This is a genomic window from Rhodococcus ruber NBRC 15591, from assembly GCF_001894945.1.
Classification (GTDB): Bacteria; Actinomycetota; Actinomycetes; order Mycobacteriales; family Mycobacteriaceae; genus Rhodococcus; species Rhodococcus ruber.
This window is the reverse complement of sequence record NZ_BCXE01000001.1, coordinates 518,629-531,877: the sequence shown is the minus strand read 5'-3', so window position 1 is coordinate 531,877 and position 13,249 is coordinate 518,629. Positions and strand designations below refer to the sequence as shown.

The 13,249-nt window shown below is 72.3% G+C and carries 10 protein-coding genes; 6 read left to right on the top strand and 4 right to left on the bottom strand.

Annotation, left to right across the window (positions count from 1 at the left end):
• Positions 1-150: 150 nt before the first annotated feature.
• On the top strand, positions 151-1,146 hold the full coding sequence (locus RR3_RS02345) for an alpha/beta hydrolase (RefSeq protein WP_010595805.1): 996 nt from the start codon (positions 151-153) through the stop codon (positions 1,144-1,146).
• A 151-nt stretch (positions 1,147-1,297) separates the two neighbouring features.
• Complete coding sequence (locus tag RR3_RS02340; protein ID WP_064066412.1) at positions 1,298-2,680, top strand: TY-Chap domain-containing protein; 1,383 nt, start codon at positions 1,298-1,300, stop codon at positions 2,678-2,680.
• A 52-nt stretch (positions 2,681-2,732) separates the two neighbouring features.
• Here the strand turns inward: RR3_RS02340 and RR3_RS02335 are convergent, their stop codons facing one another.
• Positions 2,733-4,397: a protein kinase domain-containing protein gene (locus tag RR3_RS02335; protein ID WP_064066413.1), complete on the bottom strand. Its 1,665-nt coding sequence runs from the start codon at positions 4,395-4,397 to the stop codon at positions 2,733-2,735.
• Between the two features lie 147 nt (positions 4,398-4,544).
• On the opposite strand from RR3_RS02335, the gene RR3_RS02330 reads away from it, so the two are divergent.
• From RR3_RS02330 to malQ, 3 genes are read left to right on the top strand one after another with little or no spacing between them, the layout of a single operon-like run.
• The gene (locus RR3_RS02330) at positions 4,545-6,311 is read left to right on the top strand and encodes a sensor histidine kinase (protein ID WP_234420182.1); all 1,767 of its coding nucleotides are present in this window, start codon (positions 4,545-4,547) and stop codon (positions 6,309-6,311) included.
• Entirely contained in the window at positions 6,308-6,973 is a 666-nt protein-coding gene (locus RR3_RS02325; RefSeq protein ID WP_010595801.1) for a response regulator, read from the top strand. Before RR3_RS02330 ends, RR3_RS02325 begins: the two co-directional genes overlap by 4 nt.
• Before the next feature lie 48 nt (positions 6,974-7,021).
• Positions 7,022-9,148, top strand: coding sequence for a 4-alpha-glucanotransferase (gene malQ, locus RR3_RS02320; protein WP_026137676.1), 2,127 nt, complete (start codon positions 7,022-7,024; stop codon positions 9,146-9,148).
• Between the two features lie 43 nt (positions 9,149-9,191).
• Here the strand turns inward: malQ and RR3_RS02315 are convergent, their stop codons facing one another.
• From RR3_RS02315 to RR3_RS02305, 3 genes are read right to left on the bottom strand one after another with little or no spacing between them, the layout of a single operon-like run.
• Positions 9,192-10,982: an AMP-dependent synthetase/ligase gene (locus RR3_RS02315; protein ID WP_010595799.1), complete on the bottom strand. Its 1,791-nt coding sequence runs from the start codon at positions 10,980-10,982 to the stop codon at positions 9,192-9,194.
• Positions 10,975-11,469: a MarR family winged helix-turn-helix transcriptional regulator gene (locus tag RR3_RS02310; protein WP_010595798.1), complete on the bottom strand. Its 495-nt coding sequence runs from the start codon at positions 11,467-11,469 to the stop codon at positions 10,975-10,977. Before RR3_RS02310 ends, RR3_RS02315 begins: the two co-directional genes overlap by 8 nt.
• A gap of 43 nt (positions 11,470-11,512) precedes the next feature.
• Entirely contained in the window at positions 11,513-11,704 is a 192-nt protein-coding gene (locus RR3_RS02305) for a hotdog family protein (protein ID WP_010595797.1), read from the bottom strand.
• Positions 11,705-11,938: 234 nt separating this feature from the next.
• On the opposite strand from RR3_RS02305, the gene RR3_RS02300 reads away from it, so the two are divergent.
• On the top strand, positions 11,939-13,213 hold the full coding sequence (locus RR3_RS02300) for a hypothetical protein (RefSeq protein ID WP_017680400.1): 1,275 nt from the start codon (positions 11,939-11,941) through the stop codon (positions 13,211-13,213).
• Positions 13,214-13,249 lie beyond the last annotated feature (36 nt).

Here is a 13,249-nt window from a genome sequence, read left to right as displayed (position 1 = left end):
CACGGTGCTTCGCCCCGGCGGATCGTCGTCGTACTGTCGATCAACCGACCCGGACGAACGTTGCGAAAGCCACGGCGGACGGGCCGCGGAGGACAAGCCGGAGCCGACGAGCGCAGCTCCGCCCGAGCGGACGAGGACGAGGAGGTTCCGGTGACGAGCACCGCGTCGAACCATCCGTCGTTGTCGTATCCGCCCGTACCGCGGCCGGTGCTGCGACGTGAGATCGCCGGGGTGAGCATTCCGTCCCAGGCGCTGACCTTCTCGGTGCGCAGCACCGTCAAGCCGGTCATCGACGCGTGGGCACGCGCCCCGCACCTGCCCTGGCCGACCGGTGTGGTGGACCGCCTCGCGTTTCCCCTCAAGCCGGTCCCCGGCACGCACCGGCATGCGGTGCGGCTGCCGTCCTGCCGCGCCGAGTTCCTCGCCGCGCCGGGCGCCGACGGCTCCACCGCGATCCTGTACCTGCACGGCGGGGCGTTCCTGGTGTGCGGGCTGACCACCCACCGGCAGATGGTCTCCCGCATCTCGTCGGCAGCCGGGGCCCCCGTGCTCAGCGTCGCCTACCGCATGCTGCCGGGGCACCCGATCGAGAGCGCGGTCGAGGACGGCATCGAGGGGCTGCGGTGGCTGATCGCGCACGGCTACCCGGCCGAGCGGATCGTGGTGGCCGGCGACTCGGCGGGTGGATTCCTCACCTTCCAGGTCACGCTCGAGGCGCTGCGGCTGGGCCTCGGCCGTCCGGCCGGCAACGTGGCGCTCTCGCCGCTGACCGACCTCGACACCCGCGGCAAGCTCGCGCATCCCAATTCGTATCGGTGCGCCCTGTTCCCGCGCCGCGCCGTTCCGGCCCTGGCCGACGTGATCGCCCGCATCGACGCCGCCGCCGGCGGGCCTGGTCCGCGCGCGGTGTCCCCGGTCGACGCCGACCTGACCGCCATGCCGCCCACCCTCATCCAGACCGGTTCGGAGGAGATGACGTACGTCGACGCCGAGCTGATGGCCGCGCGTCTCGCGGGCGCGGGTGTGCACTGCGAACTGCAGGTGTGGGAGCGGCAGGTGCACGTGTTCCAGGCCGCGGCGGGCATCGTGCCCGAGGCGGGACGGGCCGTCGCGTCGATCGGGGTGTTCGTCCGCAGCCTGCGCTGACGGGTCGGCTGCCCGCAGCCTGCGCCGACGGCGACCCGGGCGGCCGGATGTTCCGGGCCCGCCACCGAGTGATGCTGCCCGCCCGGCGACTGTCGGTCCCCCCGGCTAGTGTCGTCACACGGTCCCGCGACAGCGGAAAAGGGGGTGGATCGTGACCGACACCGAGAGCCGATTCGACCGCGACGTCGACCGGTCCTGGAACGAGTTCCGGGCACGTCTCGCCGACCACGTGGCGGCGATGAGCGACGGCGACGGGCTGGTCCTCGAGCCACTCGTCGAGGAGGACACCGGCCCGGCCGGACCGTGCGTGCAGTTCTACGCGTGGGGTGAGGGCCAGGTTCGGTGCGAGGTGCCGTCCAATGCCCACCTCGACCCCGATCGTCGTCTCGGCCCGGGCGACGAGGCGTTGCTCGCCGAGCTCGGCTGGCGCGCACCGTCCCGGGGACCCGACGACCCGGAGGACGGCGGGTCGCCCGCCTACTGGATGGACCGGCCCGCGGCGTGGGCGGACCAGCTCGCGGCCGTCGCGGTGACGGCGCTGCGGCGGGTGTGGGGGGTGCCGCATCCGCTGTTCCTGCGCACCGACACGTTCGGCACCGGCCGGGCCGACTTCGAGCTGCCCCCGCCGGCCGAGGAGATCCCGCCGCAGGCTGCGCTCCCCCTCGCCGTCCAGACGGCGGGCGAGGAGCACGTACGCGAGCTGATCGAGTCGACACTGCGCGAGCGGATCGGCGACGTCCCGCTGTGGGACGAGGACGGCGACCTGGCGTTGCGGGTCGCGGGGATGGTCGTGTTCGTCGGTGTCGGACCGCACGAGCGCACCGTCGACGTGTTCGCCCCGATCGTCCACCAGATCACCGGACGTACCCGCGCCGCCGAGGTCGTCGCGGACCTCAATCGGCGGTGGCCGCACCTGAAGTTCGTGCTGGTCGAGGACCGGGTGGCGGTGGCGGCACACCTGCCCGCGTCGCCGTTCGTGCCGGCCCACCTGCTGGCCACGCTCGACCTGGTCGCGCAGTTCCTCGAGGGACTGGACGAGGGGTTCGGCACCCGTCTCGGCGGCGAGCTGCTGCACGAGATCGACCACGACGGTGTGCCGCCGCCCGCGGACGAGCTGCCGCCGTGGACGGCGGAGTCCGAGGCGGATCTTCCGTTGACGCTGCTGGCACTGCGCGACTTCCATCTCGACGGACAGGTGGCGGTCGAGCCCCGCACGGTGGCCCGCATGGCCGACGACGAACCGGACCAGCTGCTGCGCTTCCTGCGGATGAGCGTGGACGCGCAGGTGTGCTGGCAGGCCGAGGCGATGGGACGCGCCGCGGCCGGGGACGACGCCGGTACCGCGCGGGCCGAGGCGAAGGCGCTGGAATGGGAAGCGACCTGCCACTCGCTCACCGCAGCGATGCGGCTGCTCGTGCCCCCGGCCGGCAGCACCGGGAAGCGCCGGCGCCGGCGCCGGTCGTCCCCGCCCGAGCAGATCGAGCTGTTCGAGAATCCGGACGAGCCGACCCTGTTCGACGAACTTTCCGACTGAGCACCTCACGCCGGCCTTCCGTTTCCGAGGGTCGGGCCGTGCCCGGGACGGCTCAGGGCGTGGTCGCCTCGAGGTGCTTCAGCACGGCGAGGACGCGCCGGTGGTCCTCGGGTTCGGGGTGCAGACCCAGCTTGAGGAAGATCGCCCGGACGTGCGCCTCGACGGTGCGTTCCCCGAGGAACAGGGCCGCCCCGATCGCCCGGTTCGAGCGGCCCTCGGCCATGAGCGCGAGGACCTCGCGTTCGCGGGTGGACAGCGTGTCGATGGGACGGCTGTCGCGGTGCGGGCGGGCCACCAGCCGGCTCACCACGCTGGGGTCGATGGCCGAACCGCCCCCGGCGACCCGGTGCAGGGTGTCGACGAACTCGTCGATGTCGGAGACCCGATCCTTGAGCAGGTAGCCCAAGCCGGCGGCCCCGTCGGCGAGCAGGTTCATGACGTGGTCGGTTTCCACGTACTGCGACAGCAGCACCACCGCGGTGTCGGGGTGGTCGGCTCGGATGGTCGCGGCGGCACCGATGCCCTCGGTGGTGTGGGTCGGGGGCATCCGGATGTCGACGACGGCGACGTCGGGACGTTCGTCGGCGACGAGAGCGAGCAGGGTGGCGGCGTCACCGGCCTCGCCGACGACGTCGATCCCCTCGTCGCACAGCAGCCGGGAGATGCCCTCGCGCAGGAGTACGGAGTCGTCGGCGAGCACCACCCGCAGGGGTGCCGCACTGTCGCCGCGCCGTGCGGCGCGCCGCGTCGCGGCCACCTGGGTCGGTGCCGCGGCGTCCACCGCCACCGTGCGGGCCAGCGTGTCGTCGCCCGCCGCACCGGGAACCGGGGTGGGGACGGTGGCCGTGGCCTCGGAGGCGAGGGCATCGCGGGCGGCGGCGGTGAGTTCCCGGCAGGTGCCGTAGCGGTCGTTGCGGTCCTTCGCGAGCGCGCGCGCGACGACGGAGTCGAACGCGGTCGGCAGGTCGGGCCGGGCCTCGCTCGGCCGGGGTATCGGGCTGCGGACGTGCCCGTGCCACAGCTTGGGCAGGGTGTCACCGGAATACGGGGGCCGGCCGGTGAGCAGGTGGTAGAGGGTGCAGCCGAGCGAGTAGATGTCGGTGCGGTGGTCGAGCGCGACGGTGGTGTCGAACTGCTCGGGTGCGGCGTTCTGCAGACTGCCGACGAACGTCCCCGTGCGGGTGAGCCCACTCGCCTCGTCGAGGGCCTTGGCGATGCCGAAGTCGGTGAGCAGGACCCGTTCGGGCTCGCCCGGACCGGCGGGCTCGGCGAGCAGGATGTTCGTCGGTTTCACGTCGCGGTGCAGCACCCCGGCCTGGTGCGCATAGTCCAGGGCCTTGCCGATCTCGCAGACGATGTGCACTGCCCGCTCGGGTGGGACGGGGCCGTGCCGGAGCAACGCGGCGGCGGTGGTGCCGGGGACGTACTGCATCGCGATCCAGAGCCGGCCGTCCTCGCAGCCGCGGTCGTAGACCTGGACGATGTTGGCGTGTTCGAGCCGCGCGGCGTGGTCGGCCTCGAGTTCGAAGCGGGCCCTGACGCTGTCGTCGGCGGTCAGGACCGGGTGGAGCAGTTTGAGGGCTACCTTGCGTGGCAGGTGCGGGTGCTGCGCGAGGTAGATCGACCCCATGCCGCCCGCGCCGAGCAGCCGTTCGATGGTGTATCCGGCAAACACCGAACCCGGCCCGGGAGCCCCGTTCCCGTTCACCGCCACCACCTCCCGAAGCGGCCCGTCTCCTCTATTCAACCCCTCGGGGATCGTCGGCGGAACCGAGGCCGAATCCCAGATGTTCGAACAGTGCCAGCACGGTGGTCGGCCGGGACCCGAAGCGGGATGCTGAGAGCGAGGATCGGAGGCCTCGTCGTGAGTCGTCGAACATTGCCGGCGGTCGTCGCCGTGACCACCCTGCTGGTTGTCGGGGTGGCGGTGGTGTCGGTCGATTGGCCGGGCGGTCCGCCCGCGGGACCGGCGGAGCTGATCGCGTTCCTCGCGGTGGGCGTCGCCTTCGTCGCGGCGGGCATCGTCGCGTGGCAGAGCCGGCCGGACGACAACACGGGACGGCTGATGGTGCTGGCCGGGTTGTTGTGGCTGGTGAAGGGGGGCGCCGCGGCCCGCAACCCGGTGGTCTTCACCGTCGGGGCAGCGCTGACGGTGATGTACCTGCCGGTGTTGATCCACGTACTGCTCGGCTTTCCGACGGGACGACTGACCCGCAGGTGGGAACGGTGGTTCGTGGGTGGCTGCTACGTGTACTTCCTGGTCTCGGTGCTGCTCGACCTGATGTTCTACAACCCCTCCGTGATGATCGGCACCGACCGCTTCACCGCACCCAACCTCCTGCTGGTCCGGGACGATCCGACGATCTTCGCGGCGCTGCAGCTCGTGTTCGGAGCGGTGGCCATCGGCATCAGTGTGGTCGTGATCGGCGTGCTGCTGGCCCGGTGGCGGTCGGGCTCTCCGGCCTATCGGGCCGCGTTCGCACCCCTGTGGATCGCGGGGATCCTGGGGTTCGCCACGGTCATCGGCACCGGGCTGGTCACGGCGCGCTCGTCCGGCGTGGGGAACGTGTGGACGGCCTACGTGGGCTACCTGGCGACCGCGCTGTTTCCGATCGCGGTGCTGGTGGGGTTGTGGCGTTACCGGGTGGCCCGCGGGGCGGTCAGCGACGTGATGGTCGAGGTCGGTGCGGCCCCGCTCGGGGAGGAGTTCGTCCACGCGCTGCGCAAGGCGCTGCGCGACCCCGGTCTGGTCCTGTGGTCGTGGTCGCCGCGGTCGAACAGCTACCTCGACGCGCACGGGGACCCGCAGCGCCTGCCCGGCGGCGGCGACCCCCGTGCGGCGACCGTCCTGGAACGCGACGGCGTCCCGGTCGGGGCGCTCGTGTACGACCGGTCGCTGCGGCATCAGCCGCAACTGCTCGCGGCGGTGCGCAGCGCGGCGACCCTCGCGCTGGACAACCAGCGGCTCCAGTTCGAGTTGCAGGCTCAGCTCGCCGAGGTCCGCCGGTCCCGGGAGCGGATCGTCGCCGCCGGGGACGCGCAGCGGCGGCGACTCGAACGCAACCTGCACGACGGTGCGCAGCAACGCCTGGTCGCTGCGACGATCCTGTTGCGGCGCGCGCAGCGGACGTCCCAGCCGGAGCGCAAGCAGGAGTTGCTCACCGAGGGCACGGCCGAACTGGACTCGGCGCTGGTGGAGCTGCGGGAACTGGCCCGGGGCGTCTATCCGCCGGTGCTGCAGGAACACGGTCTCGCCGCCGCGCTGACCGCTCTGGCCGAGCGTGCTCCGCTGCCGGTGGAGATCGTCGACACCCTGACCGGGCGAGCTCCCGCGTCGATCGAACTCGCCGCCTACTTCATCGCCGCCGAGGCGGTCGCCAATGCCACCAAGCACTCCGGCGCCACGCACATCGAGATCGACCTCCGCCGGGACGGCGGGATGCTGCGGATGGTCGTCACCGACGACGGGTGCGGCGGTGCGACGCTGACTGCCGGCGGCGGTTTGAGCGGACTGAGCGACCGCGCCGCGGCCCTCGGTGGGGTGCTCGGCGTGCACAGTCCCCCGGGGGGCGGGACGACCCTGACGCTGTCGCTTCCCCTCACCGCCGGGACATCCGGGGAGCCGTCATGAACCTGCGGGTGGTGCTCGCCGACGACTCCGCGGTGCTCCGCGAGGGCATCGCCGGCCTGCTGCGCGACGAGGGAATCGAGGTGGTCGGCCAGGCCGCGGACGGGCAGGGTCTGCTGCACCTGGTGGAAGAGCACCATCCGGACCTGGCCGTGGTCGACATCCGGATGCCGCCCACCCACACCACCGAGGGCATCGACGCCGCCCTCACCGTTCGCCGGTGCTTCCCGGGCACCGCCGTGCTGCTGCTGTCCCAGTACGTCGAAACCGAGAACGTCATGAACGTCTTCGCCGGCGGGACCGCCGGCCTGGGATATCTGCTCAAGGACCGCCTCTCCGACATCGACGGGTTCCTCGGGTCGCTGCACCGCGTCGCGGCGGGCGGAACGGCACTCGATCCCGACGTGGCCGGCCGGTTGATCTCCCGGCCGCACCGCGACCGGGGGGCCCTCGACGAGCTGTCCCCCCGGGAGCGGGAGGTCCTCACCCTCGTGGTCGAAGGCTGTTCGAACCGGATGATCGGAGCCGCCCTGGCCCTCGGGGAACGCTCCGTGGACGTGCTCGTGCGTGCCGTCTTCGACAAGCTCGGTCTGCCACCCGAGCCCGACGACCACCACCGTGTCCGGGCGGTGCTCGGCTACCTGGGCCCCACGGTCCGCAGCTGATCTCGCCAGGTCTGCCGACCCGTCCGCGACCTGGCATGATCGGGTGTCGTGACATCGACGGTGAAGCTGCGTGAACTGGCCGAACGATTCGGGATCGCCACCACGTACGTGGGGTGGGATCAGCAGGACCACTACGCGAGCGACGACACGCTGCGCCGGGTCCTGGCCTCCCTGGGGGTGCCCGCCGGCACCGAGGCGGAGATCGACGCCGCCCTCGCGGATGTGCCGAATCAGCCGTGGCGGCGGATGCTGCCGCCCGCGCTGGTCGTCGTGCAGGGCGAGGAGCACACCTTCCCCGTGCACGTGGCCCACGGTGATCCCGTGCGGGTGCAGGTGCGCACCGAGGACGGCGACGTCGTCGACGTCGCGCAGCGGGACGTGTGGGTCGATCCCCGGGAGGTCGACGGCCGGCTCGTCGGCCGCGCGACGTTCGCCGTGCCGGATCTGCCGCTCGGGTGGCACACCCTGCACGCCCGCAGCAACGACACCGAGGCCGAGGCCACCCTGGTGGTGACGCCCGCCCGCCTCGCCACCGCCGACCGGCTCCTCGAGCGACGTCGCCGCGGCCTGGCCACGCAGTTGTACTCGGTGCGGTCGACGCGGTCGTGGGGCGTCGGCGACTTCGCGGACCTCGCGGACCTGACGGCGATCACCGCCTCCGTGCACGGGGGTGACTTCGTGCTCGTCAATCCCGTCCACGCGGGCGAGCCGGAGCCGCCGCTCGAGCCGTCCCCGTACCTGCCGAGTTCACGGCGGTTCGTGCACCCGATCTACCTGCGGGTGGAGAACATCCGGGAGGCGGCGCTGCTGCCGCGCAAGCACCGCAAGACGCTCGAGGCGTACACCGAGAAGTTCGCCAAGTCGAACCGCAAGGACAAGCGCATCGACCGCGACACCGCGTACCGGGCCAAGCTGGAGGTGCTCGGGCACGTGTTCCGGGTGCCGCGCAGCCCGGCGCGGCAGGCACAGTTCGATGCGTTCCGCGCGGCGGGTGGCGACGCGCTGACCGACTTCGCGTTGTGGTGCGCCCTCGGCGAGAAGTTCGGTGAGCGCAGCACTCGCTGGCAGACCCTGGCGGCGACCCCGGACGAGCCGTACGTCACGCGCCAGCGGACCAAGCTGGCCGAGCGCATCGAGTTCCACTGCTGGCTGCAGTGGCTGTGCGACGAGCAGCTCGCCGAGGCACAGGCCACAGCGCGCGCGGCCGGCATGGACATCGGGATCGTGCACGACCTGGCGGTGGGTGTCCGGCCCGACGGCGCGGATGCCTGGACACTCGGCGACGCGCTCATCCGCGACATGACCGTCGGGGCGCCGCCGGACGACTTCAACCGGCAGGGTCAGGACTGGACCCAGCCGCCCTGGCATCCGGTCCGGCTCGCCGAGCTCGGCTACCGGCCGTACCGCGACGTGGTGCGCACCGCGCTGCGCCACGCCGGGGGCCTGCGCGTGGACCACATCCTGGGCCTGTTCCGTACCTGGTGGATTCCCGAGGGCTGCACGCCCGACCAGGGCACGTACGTCAAGTACGACCACGACGCCTTCATCGGGATCCTGGCGCTCGAGGCGCACCGGGCGGGCGCCGTGCTGATCGGCGAGGACCTCGGTGTGTTCGAGGGCTGGGTGCAGGAGTACCTGTCGCGCCGCGGCATCGCCGGGACGTCGATCCTGTGGTTCGAGCGGGACGGCGACGATCCGCGGCCACCGGAGAGCTACCGCAGGCTGTGCCTGACGTCGGTCACCACGCACGACCTGCCGCCGACGGCGGGTTTCCTTGCCGGAGAACACATCACGCTGCGTTCCGAGCTGGGCCTGCTGGAGCGGGACCTGGAGACCGAGGCCGCCGACGCGGCCGCCGAACGCGACGCCGTGCTGGCGGCGCTGCGGGAGCGCGGACTGCTCGACGCGGACGCCGACGAGCAGCGCACCGTCGAGGCGCTGCACCGGTTCGTCGCCGCGAGCCCGTCGGCGCTGATCGGGGTGTCGCTGGCCGACGCCGTCGGGGAGCGACGCAGCCAGAATCAGCCGGGCACGTCCGACGAGTACCCCAACTGGCGGATCCCGCTGGCCGACGAGAACGGCCGGACCGTGCTGCTCGAGGACCTGCCCGGCAACGCGCGGTTCGCGGCCCTGCTCGCCGCGGCGGCCCCGGAGTCGTCCGCCGACAAGGCCTGAACGCCTCGGGCCGGCTGCCGGGGATCCGGCAGCCGGCCGAGCGTCACTTCGCGTACATGCTCTCGATGTCGGCGGCGAACCGCTCGGTCACGACGTTGCGCTTGATCTTCAGCGTCGGCGTCAACTCACCGGTCTCCTCGGTGAGGTCCCGGTCGAGGACGACGAACTTCTTGATGGCCTCGGCGTGCGAGACCATGGAGTTGGCGTCGTCGACGATGGACTGCAGCGCGTCGTGCAGGGCCGGGTCGCGGCGCAGGTCGGCGATGGTGGCCGTGGGGGGCTTTCCGTTCTCGGCCTTCCAGTTGTCGAGCACCTCGGGGTCGACGGTGAGCAGCGCGGTGATGTAGCTGCGCCCGTCGCCGATGACGACGGCCTGCGAGACGAGCGTGTGCGAGCGCATCCGGTCCTCGAGCGGACCCGGGGAGACGTTCTTGCCGCCGGCGGTGATGATGAGGTCCTTCTTGCGGCCGGTGATGCTCACGTAGCCGTCCTCGTCGATCTCGCCGAGGTCGCCGGTGCGGAACCAGCCGTCGTGGAAGGCCTCGGCGGTGGCCTTCTCGTTGCGCCAGTAGCCCTGGAACACGACCCCGCCGCGCAGCTCGATCTCGCCGTCGTCGGCGATGCGGGTGCTGTTGCCGCCCATCGGTTGTCCGACGGTGCCGATCTTCTGGGCGCCGGGGACGTTCACGCTGTGCGCGGCGGTGCTCTCGGTCAGGCCGTAGCCCTCGTAGATCGGGACGCCGACGCCGCGGAAGAAGTGGCCGAGGCGGGGGCTCAGGGCGCCGCCACCGGAGATCGCGAACCAGCACTCGCCGCCCATCGCCTGCCGCAGCTTGGCGTAGACGAGCTTGTCGGCCATGTTGCGCTTGGCCTTGAGCGCGAACGACGGACCGCCGCGGTCGAGCGACTCGCTGTAGGCGATGGCGGTCTCCTCGGCGAACGCGAAGATCGCCGCGTTGAACCGGCCGCCGGCCGCGGCCTTGCGGGCCGCCGCGTCGCGCACCTTCTCGAAGACGCGCGGCACGCCGAGGATCGTGTTCGGGGCGTACCGCTCGAACTGGGCGGAGATGGTGCCGAAGTCCGACCAGTGCGCCTGCGCCGCACCACCTTCGAAGACGGCCAGCGACACGGCCCGGGCCAGCACGTGCGCGAGCGGCAGGAAGGTCAGGACCCGGCTGCCCGGCTTGGCGACCTCGCCGATCGACGCGGTGAGGATGCCGCGGACCTCGCTGTAGAAGTTGCGGTGGGTGAGCATGCAGCCCTTGGGCCGGCCGGTGGTGCCCGAGGTGTACACGAGCGAGGCGAGGTCGTCGGCGCGGATGCCGTCGAGGCGGGCCTGCAGGGTCGCGTCGTCGACGCCGGCGCCCTCGGCGATCAGCGTCTCCACCGCACCGCCGTCGATCCGCAGGGTGCGGCGCAAGGTGTCCGGCATGTCGACGAACAGCGCTTCGTGGCGTGCGGTCTCGACGACGGCGATGCCGGCCTCGGAATCCTGCAGGATCCAGCGGATCTGCTCGGTGGACGAGGAGTCGTAGATCGGCACGGTCGCGGCACCGGCGGCCCAGATGGCGTAGTCGAACAGCGCCCACTCGTAGCGGGTGGCCGAGAGCAGGGCGACCCGGTCGCCGGGCTGCACGCCCGCCGCGATGAGGCCCTTGGCGACCCCCGAGACCTGCTCGGCGAACTGCCGGGCGGTGACGGCGACCCAGTCCTCGCCCTCGGGGCGGGAGTACATCACGCGGTGCGGCGTCTTCTCCGCGTGCGTGAAGACCGTGCGGACGACCGATTCGTCGTCGCCGACGGTGAACTGGGCGGGGGTGGTGTACTCACGCACGAGCGTCTCCCTCGTTGTGGTCGGGGTGGGCAGTGGACCGGTGTTCCACTCCCTGGCGGAATCGGCGCAGCATGTCGACGAACCGGTCGATGTCGTCCCGGTCCCAGCCGGTCAGCGCCGCGCGGATCTCGTCGTGGCGTCCGGCGACGGTGCGGGCGAGGATCTCGCGGCCCCGGTCGGTGAGCCGGAGGGGATGGCCGAGCCGGGTGGGTCCGGCCTCGGCGTGGACCCAGCCGGCGTCGATGCAGCTGCGCAGTTGACGGGAGACGGTGGACCGATTCACGCTGAACGCATCCGAGATGTCGGTGGCTCGGCAGCCCGGGTTGCGGTCGATGAAGCCGAGCATCGAATGCTGCGCCAGGGACAGCACGTCGTCGTGGGCGCGCTCCCCCGCTGTGAGATGGCGAACCAGGTACACGAACTCGTCGTAGACCTCGGATACACCGGTCGCTGCGGACTGCGCCGCAACCTCCCGTTTGTGTTGCACGACGCAACTGTAAGCCCTGTGCCGCTCGACACCCCAATCGCCTCTAATCGCGGCGCCGCACACACGACTCGACGCCCGGATCGAGCACCCCGTCGCCGGTGCCGTCGACGAGCCGCACCGTCGCCGGCACCAGGCCCCGGCCGCGCTCGTCGAGACGCACGTCGTCGATCGCATCAGTGCCGGTCAGGGCGTCGCCGGGACGTCTCGGACGCCGGAAGCGCACCTCGGTCAGCATCCGTACGCGGCCGCCACGCTCGGGCGCCGGGCGACGGCCCGGGTGTGGATCCCGCTGACGATGAGCCCGCCGACATGCCGCCCTCCGCGGCCGCGCGAGCGGTGCGGAACCACCGGGGGTCCCAGCCGGCCCCGGCCGCACCACCGGCCGCGGATTCGCCCGAACCGCCGGTGCGGCCGGCCCGGGTCGGGTACAGATGATGCGACAGGACTCTCCCTCGCGTGAGGAGTTCCCATGGCCGTACGCGCTCCGTCGACGGCCGGGCGTGGCCGTCGCCTGACCACCGTGCTCGTCGGCGTGCTCGCGGCAGCGCACGCCCTGGCGATGCCGACGGTCACCGCGGCGCAGCAACCCGTCGGGTCCTGCGCGTGGCAGTTCCGGTCCGATGCGACCGTGCTGGACATCGCGTTCCCCGACGCCGCCGCCACCTACTGGGTGCTGCCGTACGCGCTGACCCCCGGCGACAGCATCGAACTGCACGGCACGTATCCGGCGGCGCGGTACTTCTCGCTCAACACCTACGGAACGAACTTCGACACCGTCGACACCCTGCGCGACGCGCAGATCGCACCCGACCCGGGCAGCGGCAATCCGTTCGCGGACGCGGCCGCCGAGGCGCTGCCCCCGTCGGCGCGGCGCTGGAGCGCGACCGTCGTCACCGGTCCGGCCGACCACGCCCGCAACGAGATCGCCGCGCTCCCCGCCGGGTCGCCCACCGCACCGGTCGGATTCCTCATCATCCGGGTGTACGTGCCCGACGACCCGGCCTCCGCGTCCGGCGGGGTTCCCCTGCCGGACGTGACCCTGCACCAGGGCGGGCGCGCCGTGCCGGTACCCACGTGCACCGCCGAGTTCGACCCCGCCGACTACGGCAGCGGACCGGTCGAGCGCGCCGCCGAGGCGGCCGTCGACCGCATCGTCGAGAGCGCCGCCTCGGGCGCCTTCCCCGGTGACGTTCCCGAGACCACGTTCGTCAGCCCCGCCACCACGTCCGGTTTGTTTCCCAACGGCGACAACAAGTACATCGGCACCGTCCTGACCTACCAGCCGGGCCGCATCGCCGTCGTGCGCGGCAAGGCCCCCACGTTCCCCGACACCCGCGCCGGCGAACCGATCACCACACCGGGCCGCCAGGTGCGGTACTGGTCGATGTGCCAGAACGACCAGGTCACCCCGTACCCGGTCGTCGCGTGCGCGGCCGACTTCGAGACGGCCGTCGACGCGGAGGGCTGGTTCACCTACGTCGTCGCCGCGCCCGAGGACGTGCCCGCCCGCGCCACGGCCGATCCGACGGTGACGGTCCTGCCGTGGGGCTCGACCGAGGTCCCGAAGAAGACCCTGCTCTACCGGAACATGCTCCCGTCCGACGAGTTCCTGCCGCAGTCGGTGCAGTCCGCGCAGGGCGGCGATCCGGCCGCCACGATGGGGCCCTACTACCCCCGAGGGGCCTACTGCGAGACCTCCACCTTCGAGGCCGGCGGAGTCGCGGCCTGCCTGCCCGGACAGTGAGGCCGCTGGGGTCCGCGGCGATACGCCCGATTCCGA

What these genes read in the sequence shown, in the direction of transcription:
- RR3_RS02325 (WP_010595801.1), top strand. Translation starts at nt 6,308, where the DNA reads ATGAACCTGCGGGTGGTGCTCGCCGACGACTCCGCGGTGCTCCGCGAG.
- RR3_RS02305 (WP_010595797.1), bottom strand. Translation starts at nt 11,704, where the DNA reads ATGCTGACCGAGGTGCGCTTCCGGCGTCCGAGACGTCCCGGCGACGCC.
- RR3_RS02300 (WP_017680400.1), top strand. Translation starts at nt 11,939, where the DNA reads ATGGCCGTACGCGCTCCGTCGACGGCCGGGCGTGGCCGTCGCCTGACC.